The sequence below is a fragment of the Streptomyces sp. NPDC094034 genome (assembly GCF_040303865.1).
In the GTDB taxonomy this organism is placed as follows: Bacteria; Actinomycetota; Actinomycetes; order Streptomycetales; family Streptomycetaceae; genus Streptomyces.
Genome location: NZ_JBEOUD010000002.1, coordinates 332,058 through 348,161, shown reverse-complemented (window position 1 = coordinate 348,161; position 16,104 = coordinate 332,058). Strand labels below are relative to the sequence as shown.

Below are 16,104 nucleotides of genomic sequence, written 5' to 3'. Positions count from 1 at the left end.
GACAGCGCGGCGGGCTTACCGCGGTGGCAGCTCGATCTCGATGGCGAGCGCGCCGAGCGCTTCCTTCTCCGCCGGGTAGATATCGCGGATGTTGGCGAGCTGCTGCGCACGGGAGGAGGCGGGGTTGACGTTCGCCGGACCCTCCCCGTCGAGCAGTTCCTCGAACGTCTCGTACTCCGTGACCCGCTTCACCAGGACGTCACACGTCTCTTCGGTGGCCTTGATGCGGAAGCGGATGAAGTCTCCGGCGGCCAGGTCTTCGAGGTGGGGGTACTTCACTCGCACCTCGATCGTCTTCTCACCGGCGGCGACGAGGTCGAAGTAACGGCGGTAGAGGTTCAGTTCGCGGACGCGCGCGGCGGCAGTCTCCGTCATGGGGCGGGAACGCTCCTTGCTGTTTCAGTGGACATGAGCCGACCGATTTCACCGGCCGAGTACGAGCGGAAGAAATGGCGTGGGTCGGCGAGTAACACGTCGGTCAGACCGAGGAGGCGATCGACGTACTCTGCCGACGAGCCTGGCCACTCGCGAGTGTCGAGCATCCACGGGGCCGCACCGTCTGGCAAGGGTGCGCGCCCCTCGCGGATGAGCGACTTGGACAGCTTCGCCCCCGTGTCCGTGACCACCTGGGGGCAGAAGAGTCGGGCGGTCATCTGTCCGCGAGTGAGGCCCACAGCCTGTAGGGCGCCGTCGACGAGCAGACAGCCGGGCATCCAGTCGCTGCCCTTGACCATGACGTACAGGGTGCCGCGCGCCCCGGCGATGGCCAGTTCCTTGACGAGATTGCGGTACAGCGTGGCGAGGTCGAGGTATCCACCGGCCGCGGGCTCGATGCCAACCTCGTATGCGCCGTGGTGCAGGCATACAGCCGAGATGGTTGCCCGCTCGAAACCGTCGTCACGGACGCGAGTTCGCTCGGCGTGCTTCTCGGCCCACCCGCATCCCGGACGCGGGCAGGGGACGCGAACGTGTGGCACGCCGGACGACGGAGACAGATGCCAGCGGGCAGCGTCCAGACGGGGCAGCAGACGCAGCCAGGTACGGCGGAAGTGCTCGCCCGCCTGCTGCTGGCTGTAGGTCTCGACCGAGTACGACACGTCCAGGCGCTCGGACAGCGCGTTGAACAGCGGCCGGTACAGCTTGTCGACCTGGTCAGCGATGCCCGCCTCGCTCAGGGCGTGCGCGTAGGCACGCTGGTAGCGGTGACCGGTCTCCTTGTCGGTGGCGATGGCGTACGGGGCGTTGTCGAGTGCGCTGAACTGGACTTCCGCCGGTACGCCGAACCTGTCCCGGATGCGGGCCGCCGTGGCGAACGTGAGCGACTGAACCAGGGACGTGCCGACGTGCGGCGCTCCGTTGATCTGCGTTCCCACCACGAACACGATGCGCTCCGGAGCCACCTCGGCGATGTGCGGCCTCAGCAGGTCCTCGGCACTCGTCAGCGCGTTGGCCAGCACGGTGTTCGGCGATACGGGATAGATGGTCACCGCGTCTTCCCCTCGGTAGATGGGCAGGACAGCGCCGCAGAGCGGCGGGTGTGCGTTCAGCGGTGGAGCTGCGATGGCGTGGCGGCCTGCGGCGATGGCGCGGAGGGCTTGCTCGTACGGTGGGGCGAGCATCAGCACGTCCGGGCTCACCGCCGACGATCCTGGGCTGATTCCCTCGCCTCGATCATGCGGCCGAGCTGGCTGTAGTACAGCTCCAGTTGCGCGGGGGTGAGGACGAGCATCGACTCACAGGTGCCTCCGTCCTCGTAGTGGACGGTGACCGCCATGGCGGCCTGCTGCGCACGGGGGTCGTACACGGCGTCCCGCCGAACAGGCGTGACGTGCGTGACCGGAACCCGCACGGGGCGCAGGGTGCTTCCGTCGGACCTTGCGCGCCAGTCCACGCCGCCGCCAGGCGGACGGAGCTGGTAGGACGCCGAGCTGTCGCTTGGCAGCGCGACGACGACCCCGATCGTCCCCGCCTTGGCCAGATCGATGGCGAGGTCGCCGAGGCGGGGATGGAATGGGCTGCCTGCGCTCAAAACGGTCCGGGACGCGGAGAGTTGCCGCGAGGTTCGTTCGGCCATGCCCCGAAGCTAGGTGGGTGCTCGGGGCCCAATATGAACCGCAGGAATACGACCGCTACCCGTCGAGGTGGAAGCGGTCTGACATGCGACGCAGGTTCTCACGGGTGCTCGCCCGCTCGGCGTACACGATGCTGCGCAGGGTTGACCGGGCGACGGGGTGGTTCCGAACGAGCTGGGGAGCGATGACCTCGGCTTTCTCCAGCTCCTTCAGCGCCTTGTCGCGGTTCCCGTCCCACAGCCACGCGCGGGCAAGGTCCATGTGGTGGTGGCCCTGACGGGAGTTGGGAAGAGACGCGATCAACTCCTTGCTCGTGCGCCGGTTTATCGACAGCGCCTCACGTTGCTCATGCATCTCCAGAGCGACGCTGATCGCATGGATCTGCACGTTGCCCGGCGAGAAGGTCAGACTGTGGCGGTCGTAGATCGGAGGGCCGGCGGCCTCAGCCATCCGCTTGGCCGCGCTCCGTGCGTGCTTGATGCGATCCTTCGCTTCGGCCTTACGGCCACCCCGCGCCGCCGAGACTGCCGCGCGCATTTGCAGTGACCCCCACGCCCGCACGGCCAACGGCTCACCGCGGTCGTAGTCCCGCTGCACGCTGCGAATCGCCTTGTCGGACAGGGCAACAGAGTCGTTCCAGTCCGCCGTGGCCCACATGTCCCACACGCGCATCCAATCGGCGACGGCAGGCATCACCGGGTCGCCGGACAGCCGCGCAGACCATGCGGCCCGTTCGCACGCCATGGCGACCAGTTCCGGGTGTCCAAGGGCGTGCGCGGCGGTGTGCGCGAACTTGCAGCACACCGCGTAGATGGCGTACGCCTCTTCCTGCTCGTGGCCGGTGGCGACTTCGGCCAGGGCGCGCGCCTCGCGGAACAGGTCGGGGAGTACCCGCACGATCGCCACGTTCGCGGCAGCGTCGCGGAGGCGATGCAGGCGGGTGGTTTCCTGCCATAGCTGACTGGCTGGGCGGGGAGTTCCGTCGAAGACGGGAGCCAGGTCGTAACGGCGCAGCTCACGCATGATCGCGGCGGCAGACACCTGCCACTGATTCTCGGCCGGGGTGGTGCTGTTGTACGGACGCCCGATCAGGTCGTTCGGGTGTACGTGCAGTTCCGAGGCGAGCAGGTTGAGCAGGCCGACACGGTCGAGTTCGATGTGCCCGCGTTCCATCTTGGACACCCAGCCCTGTGTCTTGCCCAGGGCGGCAGCCAGGTCGGCTTGCGGCATGCCGAGGCGGAGCCGTGCGCGACGTGCGCGACGGCCGATCTCTTCGGCTTCTTCCAGCATCAGCGCGGCCACCTAGGCGTGAGGCGCCGGCATTCCAGCGGGCGGCGAGACATCGTGCTCCATCCTTCGGGACTTCTGCCTTGACGGTACCCAGGCCGCTTGGCGCATGTGCAGTGGTACGGGTCAGGAAGTCCGTCTCATGCTTGTACGGTACCGGCGGTGCGTGCCGGAGGAGGGGGAGAAGCGTGTCTGAGGTGAGCCCAGAAGAGTCCAGCTGATGTGAGTCCAGATGGGTTCAGGCTCGGCAGGAGGCGCCATGACCGGCAGATGGGGAGGATGCCCGCATCTGAGCAGGACTGGGTCACCAGCGGGCGCGTATCCGGGCCGGGCCGCGTATCCGGGGCGGGCGGGGGCATCCGGGGACTATGACCGCGGAGACGGAAAGACCCAAGCCGGCGAAGGCTGTTCCAGGGGGTACCGGTATCCCGTGGGGGCGCGCCGTGTTGCGTGTTCTCATCATGACGGTGGCGTTGGTCGCCCTGACCGGGTTCGCCGCGGTGCTGGCCGAACTGACGCTGACACCGTCCCCGGCATCCGAGGAGATCGCGGGGGCCAATCTCAGCCCGGGGCACTCGTTGAGGCAGTACGCGCAGGACTACACCTTCCTCGCCGCGTGCAAGCAGATCGGCGGCAATCTGCTGATGGGGGCGCCTTTCGGGCTGATCCTTCCGGTGCTCGTGCCGCCCAGGCTGCGGATGGTGCGGGTGGTGGCGCTGACTGTGGTGGTGATGGTGCTGGTGGAGCTGGCGCAGGGTGCGGTGGTACGGGGGCGGGCGTTCGATGTGGACGACGTGATTCTGAACACGAGCGGGGCGGTGATCGCGTATGCGCTGGTGGGGAGGGTGATCGGACGGCGCTTCCACGCGTTGGGCGCGGGCGGCGCGGCGGGCGCGCCGGGCGCGAGGGCCGGTGCGGGTGCGGGTGCGTCCGGCGCCGGGCGGAAGTCGGCGCCAAAGCGTGCCGCTTCCCAGGGGTGGCGCGCGAGGCTTGGCAGGCTCCGGCGACGCTGAGGGGGCGCCGGGCGCCGTGTCGCGCTGCCGGTGCCCGGTGATCCCCTTCCTAGGCCGGGTCGTCGGCCAGTTCCGCCACTCCCGTGATGCGGTGCAAGGGGTAGGTGCGGACCTCGTCCGCCGTGTGGTCGTAGCCCGTGACGTAGCCGCCCTCCACCCGTACCGGGGCGATGACGCGTTGGCTGGCCGCGCCGTCCGCGTTGACGTAGCCGATCCAGACCGCCGAGCCGGTCATGGCGGCGGCCTGGACCGTGGCGAGGGTTTCGGCGGAGGTGGTGCGGGGGAGTGCGCCGTTTCTGGCGGCGGCCGCGGCGGAGGCCAGGGCGGCGGAGCCGGAGCCGGAGGGTTCCGGGACCGGTTTGTGGACGACTGTGGCGGCCAGATCGCCCGCGCGGATCGCTCTCACCGCCGCGCTGAGCAGCGCCGTGTCAGGGGTGGGAGGTCCGTCCGGGACCGGGGCGGGGGCCGTTCTGGGCGGGGTGCGGTGGGCGTGCGCGCGGGTGATCATCACGTCGCCCTCGGCCGACTCGGCGGCCGGTGCGAAGCCCATGACGCGCAGCCCGTCGAGCAGGGTGACCGCGTCCGCGTGGGCGGCCAGCACGGTCGGGGCGAGGCGGCGCAGCCGCAGGCCCTGGGAGCGCTTGTCCGCCAGGATCTCGTCGAGTACGGCCTCGTCGTCGCAGCGTACGTACGCGGAGGCCGCGCCGACGCGGAGGTGGCCGTGCTTACGGGCCACGTCGTCGATGAGGTACGCGAGCGGCTGGGGGACGGGCGTACGGCTGTGGTTCCTGAGGAAGTCGTGCAGGTCGGAGGCCGACTGTCCGGCGTCCAGGGCGCGGCGTACGGAGCCGGGCGTGAAGCGGTAGACGGTCGCCCCGCCCTTCGACTCGACATCGGCGGCGATGGCGAGCAGTTCGGCGAGGGGGCGCAGGAGGGGGCCGGGCGCCACGGCGGTGAGGTCGGCCTGGAGGAGGACATGGTCGAGGGGTTCGGGGAGGAGCGGTGCCAGGGCGCGGGCGGCCCGCCGGCCCGCCGCGGCCAGTTCACCGGGCGTGAGGGTGTCCTCGTCGGTGTGTTCGCCGTCCGGTGCCAGGAGGGCCCGGGCGTGCGACGAGAGCGCTCCCCGGCCCGTGATGCCCAGCATCTCCGCCTCGTTGAGGGTCCAGGCCGCCAGCCGCGTGCGCAGATCGTCGGCGCGTCCGGCGCCTGACGCGCCGCGCAGGGGGCGTTCCCAGCGCAGCCTGGCGAGCAGCGACTCGGGGTCGGGGGCCGTGCCCTCGGGGAGGGTGGCGAGCAGGCCGAGGATCCGGCGCCGTACCTCCGGCGCGGCGCCGCGGTCCAGATCGGGGCCGAGCGCGGCGAGCGTACGGCCCTTGGAGTCCTGGCTGCCGACCAGACCGGGCGTGCGGGTGGCCGTCAGCCAGGCCGTGGCGAGCCGGGCCCACCGTTCCGGGGCGGGCAGTTCCTGCCAGTCGTCGTAGGCGGGCGTCGGCGCGTACCGTTCGTCGGCTTCGCCGTCGGCCGCCAACAGCCCTGCCGCGTAGGCGAGTTCGACCCAGAAGGCGGCGACGGGCTCGGCGACGTCCAGGGCGGTGGCGGTGCGCTTCAGGTCGCGTACGGACAGACCGCCTGCCCGCAGGACGTTCGGGCCGCCCTCGTTCCAGTCCTTGGCCAGTTCCTCGATGGTGGCGAGCGTCGTGTACGCCTGTCCGGCCGCCGTGTTGTCCACAACCTGTGGACGGGCGCCGGTGCTCGCGTCCGAGGCGCGCGGCGCGACGGCGGGTGCCACGGGCTCCGGAGTACGGTGCGCGCGCCCGGCCCGCAGATGCAGCGCCGCCTCGCGCGGCAGGGCGACCGTACGGGTGGTCGCGGGCAGCAGCAGCCCGCGATCGCGCAGCCACTGCACGGGCGGGGTGGGGCTGGAAGTGACCTCGCCGTACGGCGGTCCCCACACCAGCCTGTCCAGCACCGACAGGGCGTCGACGGGGGCGGTGTCGAGCAGCGCCGCCATCCGCGTCCGGTCGGTGAACAGCGCGGTGAGCGAGGCCACCGCCGAGACCGGATCGTGGGTGGAGGGCAGCCCGGCGGCGGTCAGGATCTCCTGGAGCCGGCCCGGTGACATGCCCGCGGTGGCCTCGGCGACCGTCGGCCCGAGCCCGGTCGGCGAGGGGTGGGCGGGAGAGGGAGCGAGCAGTTCGCGGGCGGTGCGCACCAGCCGCAGCCGGTCGTCCGCGCCCCAGATCAGCGCCCGGTCGCGCAGCGTCGCCACCGCGCGGGGCAGGGCGGCCTCGATCTCCGGGTCGCCCTCGTCGCCGGTCAGCAGCGCGCGCAGCGTGTCGTACGGCGCGGGCTCCGCGGCGACGGCCAGGGCCTCCGCGGTCTGGAGCGTGAACCGGTCGAGCCGTTCCAGCGCCCGTACGACGGAGGCACGGGTGCCCGCGCGCGTCGCGAGCTGCGAGAGGTCGCTGGGTACGGGGCTGAGCAGATCGGGGCGGGCACGCAGGAGCGCGACGAGCGATCCGTCACCCTGGGCGCGCAGGGCCTCCGCGAGCGTACGCGGTGGCGTACCGCCGGTTCCTTCTGGCACGTGCGCCTCCTGGTCAGGCTTCGCGGGTCCCCATCCGTTCCACGTTAGCCCCTGAAGGGCGCTCCGCCCGCGCCCCCGGGCCATGGGGGCGCCGCCGCGCCTTCTTCGTACTGGATGAACGGGCGGATGAACGGGCGGATGAACGGGCGGATGAACGGGCGGATGAACGGGCGGGTGTACAGGCGGACGTACGGGGTGGACGTACGGGGGGTGACTTCGACACGATCGCCCAGGGCTGTCCGTCGTGATGGCGGCTGCCGGGCGTGCCTGTGCGGAGGACTGTGTGGGGATCGAGAGCGATCAGCTGGTCTATGACTATCTGAGCCGGGTGGGGGACGAGGCTCAGCAGCGGCATCTGCCCTCCGGGGACCGGATGCGGCTGGTGTCGTCGCTGCGCGACGAGATCGACAAGCAGCGCGGGAAGGCCGGCGGGGACAGTCCGGCCGCCGTACGCCGCATTCTGGGGCGGCTGGGGACACCGGACGCGGTGGTACGGGCCGCTTCCGAGGGCGCCACGGGCGACGACACCCCCGCCCGTGCGCCGGAACCGCGGACCGCGCTGCCGGAGCAGCGGACCCGGCGGCTGAAGGGAGCCAGGAGACCGGTCATCCCGGAGCAGGCGTCGGAGTCGCCCGCCCCCGCGCTGCCCGCCGCGTCACCGCCGCACCTGGCGGGGATGGACGAACTGGGCCCGTCCGGTGGCCAGGGGCCCGACTGGTGGCGGATCGAACCGGGCCCGATGGGCTCGGCGGAACAGGTGCCCGGGTTCGTGGGCGGGGTCGAGATCCCCGACATACTCAAGCCACCGCCGAAGGAGCCCAAGGAGAAGCCCGACAAGGCGGCGCAGGGCGCGGCGGACGAGGACGAAGACGGGGACGGGACGCGGGACGCGGCCGAAGAGGCGGCGGAGGACGCCGGCCGTCGCCGGTGGCGGCCGCGGCTGTCACGCCGCGCGGGTAAGGCCGCGGGCGCGGGGAAGCGGGCTGGCGGATTCTCCCACCCCTTCCTGCTGCTCGCCGCCGCGCTGCTGGTCGCCGGAGCGGTGTTCGGTTACTGGCCGGCCCTGGGCGGCGGCTGGCTTCTCGCGTACGTCTCCCGCACCCTCTCCCGCGCCGAAGCCAAATGGGCGGTCCTCGGCCTTCCCGGGATCTCGGCCGCCGGGGGTGCGGTCTGGCTCTGGGGCCGGCTGGACGGCCGCTGGGGCGAGGCGATCCCGCAGGACGGGATGGCCGACGCGCTGTCGGGCACCTGGCCGGTGGTGCTCCGTACGGCGGCGGTGACCTCCGCGCTGTATCTGGTCTGGCGGGCGCGGCGCGAGCGGTCCGGCTGAGCCCCGGCCACAGCACTGGGCGGGGCCCGTACCGAGAACCGGACGCTGTTGGACCAACAGCGTCCGGGAACCCCGTACGGGCCCCACCCCCTCACTCCTCCTCGCGCTCCACCCGGATCCACAACTCCGCGTCCGCCCGCGTCCCGTCCTGCGACAGCCGGGTACGGAGGATCTCGGGGCCCGGCACGCTCCGGTACGGGTTGGACGGGAACCACTGCGTATAGACGTCCCGCCACAAGTACTGGAGCGCCCGCGGGAACTCGCCCGAGCTCTCGAAGACCGCCCACGTCCCCGCCGGGACCGTCAGCGTCGCCATCCCCTCGGGCGCGGCGGCCTCGGTCACCACGCCGTGCAGATAGTCGAGTTCGGTGCCCTCGGCGCGGCTCTCGGCGAGGTCGTCGGTGACGGCGACGATCCCGCGCGGCTCCTGGCCGGAAAGCTCCCCCAGCTCCTCCAGCCGCCGGAGCGTGTCCCGGCCGAGCCCCCGGATGAACGAGACGATCGCCGGGTTCATGCCCTCGTGGACGAGCGGGACCCGTGTCTTCGGGCCCACCACCCTGAACTCCGGCTTCTGGACCACTCGGTACCGCATGTCGGTACTCCCTTCGACGATGAGGCGAAAGGACATCCGTGGCTGGGAGCGCAGCGCCGCGCCGGTCCGCCGGGCCTCGCCGGGACCGACGCCATGGACGGCGCGGAACGCGCGCGCGAACGCCTCGCCCGAGCTGTAGCCGTAGCGCACCGCGACATCGAGCAGCGTCCGCTCCCCGCCGAGCACTTCGGCGCCCGCGACGGTGAGCCGTCTGCGCCGGATGTACTCGGAGAGCGGCATGCCCGCCAGCGCGGAGAACAGCCGCCGGAAGTGGTACTCCGACGTCACCGCGATCCGCGCGAGTTCGGTCATCTCGATTCGCTGACCGAGGTTCCGCTCGATGTGCTCCATGGCCTGGTTGAGCCGTTCCAGCATCACCGGACCTCCTTTCCTTACTGATCAGCCACGGTAGGAAGAGGTCACCCCGCGGGACCCGGCAATCCGTGCCCGGTCCTGTCGGGTCGCGCGGGAGGCCGGGAGGTTCGCCGGAGGGCGAGAGGTTCGCGGGACGCCGAGAGGCCTACGAGGCGCGCGCCGGGTCCGGCCGGTACGGCGCGCCCGGCACCACCAGCGGCGACCCCGTCACCGGGTCCGGGACCACGACCGACTCCAGGCCGAAGACCTCCCGTACCAGCTCCGCCGTCACCACCTCCGCCGGGCGGCCCTCCGCCACGATCCGCCCGGCCTTCATCGCGATCAGGTGATCCGCGTACCGCGCCGCCTGGTTGAGGTCATGGAGCACGATCACGACCGTACGGCCCTGGTCGTGGTTGAGGCGGCGGACCAGATCGAGCACCTCCACCTGGTGCGCGATGTCCAGGAAGGTCGTCGGCTCGTCGAGCAGCAGCAGATCGGTCTCCTGCGCGAGCGCCATCGCGATCCACACCCGCTGGCGCTGACCGCCCGACAGTTCGTCCACCGACCGGTCGGCGAGCGCCGCCACATCCGTACGCTCCATCGCGTCCGTGACCGCGCGCTCGTCCTCGTCCGACCACTGCCGCCACCAGCTCTGGTGCGGCTGACGGCCGCGCGAGACGAGGTCGGCGACCGTGATGGCCTCCGGGGCGGCCGGCGACTGCGGGAGCAGGCCGATCGACCGCGCGATCCTCCGGGTCGGGATCCGCGCCAGCTCCGTACCGTCCAGCAGTACGGCACCGCCGCGCGGCTTCAGCAGCCGGCCGAGCGCGCGCAGCGTCGTCGACTTCCCGCAGGCGTTCGGGCCGACGATGACCGACACCCGCCCGTCGGGGACGGCCAGGTCCAGCTCGTGGACGACCGTGCGGTCCTCGTACGCGAGCGTCAGCTCGCGGGCGGTCAGCCTGCTCATGCCTTGCCTCCTGCGGTACGGCCGCGGACGATCAGCCAGATCAGATACGGGGCGCCGACCGCCGCCGTCAGTACCCCCACCGGGAGTTCGGTCGGCGACAGCAGCCTGCGGGCCAGCAGATCGGCGAGGACGACGATCACCGCCCCCATCAGCGCCGAACACAGCAGCGGGATCTGCGCGGTGCGGGTCATACGGCGGGCGATCTGCGGCGCGAGCAGCGCCACGAAGTCCACCGGACCCGCCGCGCCCGTCGCGACCGACGCCAGCACCACACCGAGCAGGGCGAGCCCGAGCCGCAGACGGCCGAGCCGGACGCCCAGCGCCGTGGCGGTGTCGTCGTCCATCGAGACCGTGCGCTGCGCGTACGCCGCCCACAGCACCGCGGGCACCAGCGCGAGCAGCAGCCAGCCGAGCGGCGCGGCGAAGTCCCAGCCCCGGCCGTTGAGCGAGCCGGTCATCCAGACCTGGGCCTGCTGCGCGACCAGATAGTCGCCCTTGGTCAGGAAGAGCGTGGTGATGGAGCGCAGGGCGATCGCGAAGCCGATGCCGATGAGCACGAAGCGCGTGGCGTGCAGCCCGCCGCGCCAGGCGAACACGTACACCAGCGCCGCCGCGACGATGCCGCCGGCCACGGACAGATACGGGAGGACGGTGTACGAGGTGACGCCGAAGGTCATCGCCCCGACCGTGAGCGCGCTCGCGCCCTGGCTGACGCCGATGATGTCGGGGCTGGCGAGCGGATTGCGGGCGACCGTCTGGATCAGCGCGCCCGCGACCCCGAACGCGAGCCCGACCAGCAGCCCGACCACCATGCGCGGCAGCCGCAGTGTGCCGACCACGAGTTCGTTCGACGAGGGCCGGCCGAGGAGCACCTTCAGGACCTCGGACGGTGGTACGAAGCTCTCACCGACGCTCAGATACGCCACACACACGACGGCCAGCGCGACGGCGAGCGCGAGCGCCACGGCCGCCGCCCGCCGGTGCAGCAGGAACGAGGCGCGTCCGATCCGTACCCGTGCATAGCCCGCAGGCCGTATTCCGCCCGCCCCGGCGACGCTCTCCGGGGCCTCCTTGAGGGCCGTCGTCATGCCGGCACCGCCTTCCGGCGTACGAGAGCGACCAGGAACGGCACCCCGATCAGGGCCGTCATCACGCCCGCCGGGACCTCGCCCGGCGGAAACACGACGCGCCCGACGACATCGGAGACCAGCAGCATCACGGGCCCGGTCAGGGCCGCCATGGGGAGCACCCAGCGATGGTCCGAGCCGACGATCGCGCGGGCGATATGCGGAACGGCGAGCCCTATGAAGGCGATCGGTCCCGCCGCCGCGACCGCCGCTCCGATCAGTACGGTCGCGCCGAGGCCGCCGACGATCCGGACGGCCGCGACATTCTGGCCCAGGCCCTTCGCCACGTCCTCGCCGAGGGCCAGGGCGTCCAGGCCACGGGCCACGGATATCACCAGTACGGTGCCGAGCAGCAGGAACGGCCAGATCTGACCGGCGATCTCGGCGTCCCGGCCCGCGATCGAGCCCACCTGCCAGAAGCGGAACTCGTCCAGCGTCGCCGCGCTCGTCGTCAGCACGCCCGTCGTCACGGACACCAGCAGCGCGTTGATCGCCGCACCGCCGAGCGCGAGCTTGACCGGGGTCGCGCCACCACGTCCGCTCGACGCGATCGCGTACACCGCCACCGACGCCACCGCCGCGCCCGCGAACGCGTACCAGACATAGCCGGAGAGCGTGTGCACCCCGGCGAAGGCGATGGCCAGGACGACACCCACCGAGGAGCCCTGGCTGATGCCGAGGATGCCGGGGTCGGCGATCGGGTTGCGGGTGATGCCCTGGAGCGCGGTGCCGGCCAGCGCGAGCGCGGCGCCGACCATCAGCCCGATCAGCGTGCGCGGCACGCGCAGTTGGCGGACGACCTCGGCGTCGTCGCCACCACCACCGTGCAGCAGCGCGTCGATGACGGCGGAGGGAGCGACGGCACGGGCCCCGACCGCGAGACTCAGCAGGACCGAGAGCAGCAGGGCCACGACGGCCGCCGCCGTCCAGCCGATACGGCGGGCGACCAGGGCGTGTCTGGTGCTGTGGATCGGCGGGGCGGCGGCTGGCATCGGAACCTATCGGACGGTGCGGCGGGCGGACGGGGGCGGGCGCGGGCGGACGAGCGCTGGTTAGGTTTGGCTAAGTCTAAGCACCCGGTTCCGGCCATCCGCCGGGGCCCGACGCGCCTGCCCGCGGCCCGGAGCCTGGGCACAATGGCCGCATGGCTTCCCTCACGGCTCGGCGACCGCTCACCGTCGGCTTCGACCTCGATATGACCCTGATCGACTCACGGCCCGGGATCCGGGCGGTCTACCAGGCGCTCTCCGCGGAGACCGGGGTCCCGATCGACGCCGATCTCGCGGTCACCCGGCTCGGGCCGCCGCTCGAACAGGAGCTGGCGCACTGGTTCCCCGAGGAGCGGGTCGCCGAAGTGGCCGACCGCTACCGGGAGATCTATCCCACATACGCGATCCCGCCGACGCGGGCGATGCCCGGCGCCCGGGAAGCCGTCGCCGCCGTCCAGGAGCTGGGCGGGCGCGCGATCGTCGTCACGGCCAAGCACCAGCCGAACGCCGCGCTCCACCTCACCCACCTCCGGATCGAGCCGGACGCGGTGATCGGCTGGCTGTGGGCCGAGGCCAAGGGCGAGGCGCTGCGGGAGTACGACGCGTCGGTGTTCGTCGGCGACCACATCGGTGATGTGCGCGGGGCGCACACGGCGGAGGCGCTGTCCGTCGCCGTACCCACCGGGCCGTGCGACGAGGAGGCGCTGCGCGGCGCGGGAGCCGAGGTGATCCTGCCCGACCTGACCGCCTTCCCCACCTGGCTGAAGGGCTACGCGGCGGGCTTGGCCCGGCGGCGCTGAGCGGCGATCGAGCGCAGCACCCCCGCGGCGGCGATCACGAAGCCCACTCCCATCAGCATGCAGACGGCGTAGGCGATGGACGGAAAGGGCTCGGTGCCGAGGAACAGCGGTGCGACGGTGATCAGGGTGGCGAGCGCGCCGACGATGAAGACGATCGCGCCGATACGGACGAGCCCGTCGCCGGGTCCGGCCTCTTCCGTCGCACGGGGTTCAGGAGTAGCAGTCACGTCACCAGGGTAGTTCCCTGCGGAAAGCAGCGGACAGGAACCGTCCGGCGACGTCTTGTCACCAGCCTGTGGACCATTAGCCTTGGTGGTGGCGGGTCGATGGACCCGCTGTAGTGCTATCCAGAGCCGTTTTTGCGCGCGCCAGGGGGTGTCGACATCCTCCGGCGCCCCAACGAGTACGAGGACGAGGACAGACGTGCCTACCGGCAAGGTCAAGTGGTTCAACAGCGAGAAGGGCTTCGGCTTTCTCTCCCGCGACGACGGCGGCGACGTCTTCGTGCACTCGTCGGTCCTCCCCGCCGGAGTCGACGCGCTCAAGCCAGGCCAGCGCGTGGAGTTCGGTGTGGTGGCGGGACAGCGCGGGGACCAGGCGCTCTCGGTGACGGTCCTCGACCCGACGCCCTCGGTCGCGGCGGCCCAGCGCCGCAAGCCCGACGAACTGGCCTCGATCGTCCAGGACCTGACGACGCTGCTGGAGAACATCACGCCGATGCTGGAGCGCGGGCGCTACCCCGACAAGGCGCAGGGCGCGAAGATCGCCGGCCTGCTGCGCGCGGTGGCCGACCAACTGGACGTGTGACCGGGGCGGGTGAGCCGGCCGGACAGCTCAGACGAAACGCAGCGCGTTCTGGCCGAGGGGCGGTACGAGCCCCTCGGCCGCGGCGCGGGTGAGCAGCCCGCGGACCGCCGCGTAGCCGTCCTCGCCCAGATCCGCGGTGAACTCATTGACGTACAGCCCGATGTGCTGGTCCGCCACCGCCGGGTCCATCTCCTGGGAGTGCGCCAGTACGTACGGCCGTGCGGTCTCCGGATCGTCCCAGGCCATCCGTACCGACCTGCGGATCGACCCGGCCAGCAGCTGAAGCACCTCGGTGCCCAGCGAACGCTTCGCGATGATCGCGCCGAGCGGGATAGGCAGCCCGGTCGTGGACTCCCAGTGCTCGCCCATGTCGGCGAGGCGGTGCAGCCCGTAGTTCTGATAGGTGAAGCGCGCCTCGTGGATGACGAGTCCGGCGTCCACCTTGCCGTCGCGTACCGCGGGCATGATCTCGTGGAAGGGCAGCACGACGACCTTGCCGACCCCGCCGGGGAGCACATCCGCCGCCCACAGCCGGAAGAGCAGATAGGCCGTGGAGCGCTCGCTCGGTACGGCGACGGTCCCGCCGGTCAGATCGGCGCCCGGCTCCTTCGTCAGCACCAGGGGGCCGCAGCCCCGGCCGAGCGCGCCGCCGCAGGGCAGCAGGGTGTACTCGTCCAGGACCCACGGCAGCACGGCGTACGAGACCTTCAGTACGTCGAACTCCCCACGCTCCGCCATGCCGTTGGTGATGTCGATGTCCGCGAACGTGACGTCGATGTCGGGCGCGCCGGTGACCCTGCCGTGTGCCCAGGCCTCGAAGACGAAGGTGTCGTTGGGGCAGGGCGAGTAGGCGATCTGTAGCGGCTGCGGGGTCATGACGGCTCCTCGAATACGGGGGTGAGCAGCGTGAACGCGTACCGCAGCGCGTCCAGCGCCTCGCCGATCCGCCAGCCGGCGCGGTCGCGCGGGCCGACGGTGTTGGAGATCGCGCGGATCTCGGCGCACGGTACGGAGTGGGCGGCGGCGGCCTCCGCGACGCCGAAGCCCTCCATCGCCTCGGCGGCGGCGCGCGGATGACGCGCGGTCAGCTCGGCGGTACGGGCGGCCGTGCCGGTCGCGGTGGTGACGGTGAGGACGGGCGCGAGCACCGAGCCGACCCGCGGATCGGCGTCCAGGACCTTCGACAGCCGGGCGGTCAGCGCGGCCGGCGGCCGGTGGACGCTACGGCCGAAACCCAGCTCCTCGACCGGCAGATAGCCGTCGGGGGTCTCGGCGCCCAGATCCGCGGCGATGATCGTGTCCGCGACGACGAGCGAGCCGAGCGGGGCGTGGGGCGCGAAGCCGCCGCCGATGCCGGCGGAGATGACGAGATCGTACGGCGGGTCGTACGGGGAGGCCGCCAGCGCCGTCGCCGTGGCGACCGCCGCCGCGGCCGGTCCCGCGCCGCCCGCCAGGACCTCCACCACCGGTATCCGCACGGACCCCGGCCTCGGCGTGAACTGCGCGTGGGTCGTCATCTCGTACCCACCCGTCAGCTCCCGGACACCGGCGCCCGCGAACCGGCCGAGGCCCGCGGCGACGGCGTCCGCCTCCGCGGCCACCGCCGTGACGACAAGTACACGCATGGCGGGAGCCTCCAGTGGTGCCCGGTCCCCGGGGCCGTGCCGGCCGCCGGATCACCCGGTTCGGTCAGGACTTCTTCTTGAACTCGAAGTGCCAGATGCCGGTCAGTGTCTTGCCGTTGGTCTCCACGATGCTGACCTGTGTGTCGCTCGTGGTCTCGCCGGTCTGGGTGGCGAAGAAGGCGTTGCCGGGGATGGTCCGGTAGGTCTTCTTGTACGGCTCCTGCTCGGCCTGCTGGCCGTTGATGAAGAGCGTCCAGCCGTGCTCGGCGATCGTCGGGTCGACCCCGAAGTGGACCTTGTCGTCCATCGCGATCTCGACGACCTTGTCCGCCTTCTTGTTCAGGCAGGGCTGGATGTCGGCGGCTTTGATCGCCTCGCCGTCGTTGTAGCAGGCCGCCTCGGTGTTGACCGAGGTGTCACCGACCGTCACGGTCGCGAGCGGCGTCGGCTTTTCACAGGCGGCGAGGACGAGGAGCCCGGCGGACACCGCGCCGAGGGCGGCGCCGGCCCGGCGGGACCTACCAGAGAAGAACGCAACGGTCATGGGG

General features: G+C 71.8%; 17 protein-coding genes. 4 read left to right on the top strand and 13 right to left on the bottom strand.

The annotated features are described in order from the left end of the window. Nucleotides 1–15: 15 nt before the first annotated feature. The 4 genes from ABTZ59_RS03940 to ABTZ59_RS03925 form a co-directional block, all read right to left on the bottom strand. Nucleotides 16–375, bottom strand: coding sequence for an ASCH domain-containing protein (locus ABTZ59_RS03940; RefSeq protein ID WP_351389878.1), 360 nt, complete (start codon nucleotides 373–375; stop codon nucleotides 16–18). Then, nucleotides 372–1,487 (bottom strand): hypothetical protein, encoded by a 1,116-nt coding sequence (locus tag ABTZ59_RS03935; RefSeq protein ID WP_351390132.1) that lies wholly within the window; start codon nucleotides 1,485–1,487, stop codon nucleotides 372–374. The genes ABTZ59_RS03940 and ABTZ59_RS03935 overlap by 4 nt, the downstream gene beginning before the upstream one ends. A 146-nt stretch (nucleotides 1,488–1,633) precedes the next feature. After that, complete coding sequence (locus ABTZ59_RS03930) at nucleotides 1,634–2,074, bottom strand: hypothetical protein (RefSeq protein WP_351389875.1); 441 nt, start codon at nucleotides 2,072–2,074, stop codon at nucleotides 1,634–1,636. A gap of 55 nt (nucleotides 2,075–2,129) precedes the next feature. Next, nucleotides 2,130–3,362, bottom strand: a complete 1,233-nt coding sequence (locus ABTZ59_RS03925; protein ID WP_351389872.1) for a helix-turn-helix domain-containing protein — start codon at nucleotides 3,360–3,362, stop codon at nucleotides 2,130–2,132. A 440-nt stretch (nucleotides 3,363–3,802) separates the two neighbouring features. Here ABTZ59_RS03925 and ABTZ59_RS03920 point away from each other — a divergent pair, with 440 nt between their 5' ends. After that, nucleotides 3,803–4,372, top strand: coding sequence for a VanZ family protein (locus tag ABTZ59_RS03920; protein ID WP_351389869.1), 570 nt, complete (start codon nucleotides 3,803–3,805; stop codon nucleotides 4,370–4,372). Nucleotides 4,373–4,421: 49 nt separating this feature from the next. Here the strand turns inward: ABTZ59_RS03920 and ABTZ59_RS03915 are convergent, their stop codons facing one another. Further along, on the bottom strand, nucleotides 4,422–7,043 hold the full coding sequence (locus ABTZ59_RS03915) for a helicase-associated domain-containing protein (protein ID WP_503001955.1): 2,622 nt from the start codon (nucleotides 7,041–7,043) through the stop codon (nucleotides 4,422–4,424). Nucleotides 7,044–7,242: 199 nt separating this feature from the next. On the opposite strand from ABTZ59_RS03915, the gene ABTZ59_RS03910 reads away from it, so the two are divergent. Then, nucleotides 7,243–8,289, top strand: a complete 1,047-nt coding sequence (locus ABTZ59_RS03910) for a hypothetical protein (protein WP_351389861.1) — start codon at nucleotides 7,243–7,245, stop codon at nucleotides 8,287–8,289. Nucleotides 8,290–8,380: 91 nt separating this feature from the next. On the opposite strand, the gene ABTZ59_RS03905 is transcribed toward ABTZ59_RS03910, so the two are convergent. From ABTZ59_RS03905 to ABTZ59_RS03890, 4 genes are all read right to left on the bottom strand, one after another. Next, nucleotides 8,381–9,256, bottom strand: coding sequence for an AraC family transcriptional regulator (locus ABTZ59_RS03905; protein WP_351389858.1), 876 nt, complete (start codon nucleotides 9,254–9,256; stop codon nucleotides 8,381–8,383). A gap of 145 nt (nucleotides 9,257–9,401) precedes the next feature. Further along, nucleotides 9,402–10,208: an ABC transporter ATP-binding protein gene (locus ABTZ59_RS03900; RefSeq protein ID WP_351389855.1), complete on the bottom strand. Its 807-nt coding sequence runs from the start codon at nucleotides 10,206–10,208 to the stop codon at nucleotides 9,402–9,404. Beyond that, a complete protein-coding gene (locus tag ABTZ59_RS03895) occupies nucleotides 10,205–11,296 on the bottom strand; it encodes a FecCD family ABC transporter permease (RefSeq protein ID WP_351389849.1) in 1,092 nt (363 codons plus the stop codon). Before ABTZ59_RS03895 ends, ABTZ59_RS03900 begins: the two co-directional genes overlap by 4 nt. Next, nucleotides 11,293–12,327, bottom strand: a complete 1,035-nt coding sequence (locus ABTZ59_RS03890; protein ID WP_351389847.1) for a FecCD family ABC transporter permease — start codon at nucleotides 12,325–12,327, stop codon at nucleotides 11,293–11,295. Before ABTZ59_RS03890 ends, ABTZ59_RS03895 begins: the two co-directional genes overlap by 4 nt. A gap of 152 nt (nucleotides 12,328–12,479) precedes the next feature. Here ABTZ59_RS03890 and ABTZ59_RS03885 point away from each other — a divergent pair, with 152 nt between their 5' ends. Next, the gene (locus ABTZ59_RS03885) at nucleotides 12,480–13,124 is read left to right on the top strand and encodes an HAD family hydrolase (protein ID WP_351389843.1); all 645 of its coding nucleotides are present in this window, start codon (nucleotides 12,480–12,482) and stop codon (nucleotides 13,122–13,124) included. Here ABTZ59_RS03885 and ABTZ59_RS03880 read toward each other — a convergent pair. Continuing rightward, nucleotides 13,094–13,351 (bottom strand): hypothetical protein, encoded by a 258-nt coding sequence (locus ABTZ59_RS03880; RefSeq protein ID WP_351389840.1) that lies wholly within the window; start codon nucleotides 13,349–13,351, stop codon nucleotides 13,094–13,096. The genes ABTZ59_RS03885 and ABTZ59_RS03880 overlap by 31 nt on opposite strands. A 196-nt stretch (nucleotides 13,352–13,547) precedes the next feature. On the opposite strand from ABTZ59_RS03880, the gene ABTZ59_RS03875 reads away from it, so the two are divergent. Continuing rightward, entirely contained in the window at nucleotides 13,548–13,931 is a 384-nt protein-coding gene (locus ABTZ59_RS03875) for a cold-shock protein (RefSeq protein ID WP_308354918.1), read from the top strand. 27 nt (nucleotides 13,932–13,958) lie between these two features. Here ABTZ59_RS03875 and ABTZ59_RS03870 read toward each other — a convergent pair whose 3' ends face one another. From ABTZ59_RS03870 to ABTZ59_RS03860, 3 genes are all read right to left on the bottom strand, one after another. Beyond that, nucleotides 13,959–14,807, bottom strand: a complete 849-nt coding sequence (locus tag ABTZ59_RS03870) for a 1,4-dihydroxy-6-naphtoate synthase (RefSeq protein ID WP_351389832.1) — start codon at nucleotides 14,805–14,807, stop codon at nucleotides 13,959–13,961. Next, nucleotides 14,804–15,556 carry a futalosine hydrolase gene (locus ABTZ59_RS03865; RefSeq protein WP_351389829.1) on the bottom strand — a complete coding sequence of 251 codons (753 nt, stop codon included), beginning with the start codon at nucleotides 15,554–15,556 and terminating at the stop codon, nucleotides 14,804–14,806. Before ABTZ59_RS03865 ends, ABTZ59_RS03870 begins: the two co-directional genes overlap by 4 nt. Nucleotides 15,557–15,620: 64 nt before the next feature. Continuing rightward, nucleotides 15,621–16,100, bottom strand: coding sequence for a DUF2771 domain-containing protein (locus ABTZ59_RS03860; protein WP_351389825.1), 480 nt, complete (start codon nucleotides 16,098–16,100; stop codon nucleotides 15,621–15,623). Nucleotides 16,101–16,104 lie beyond the last annotated feature (4 nt).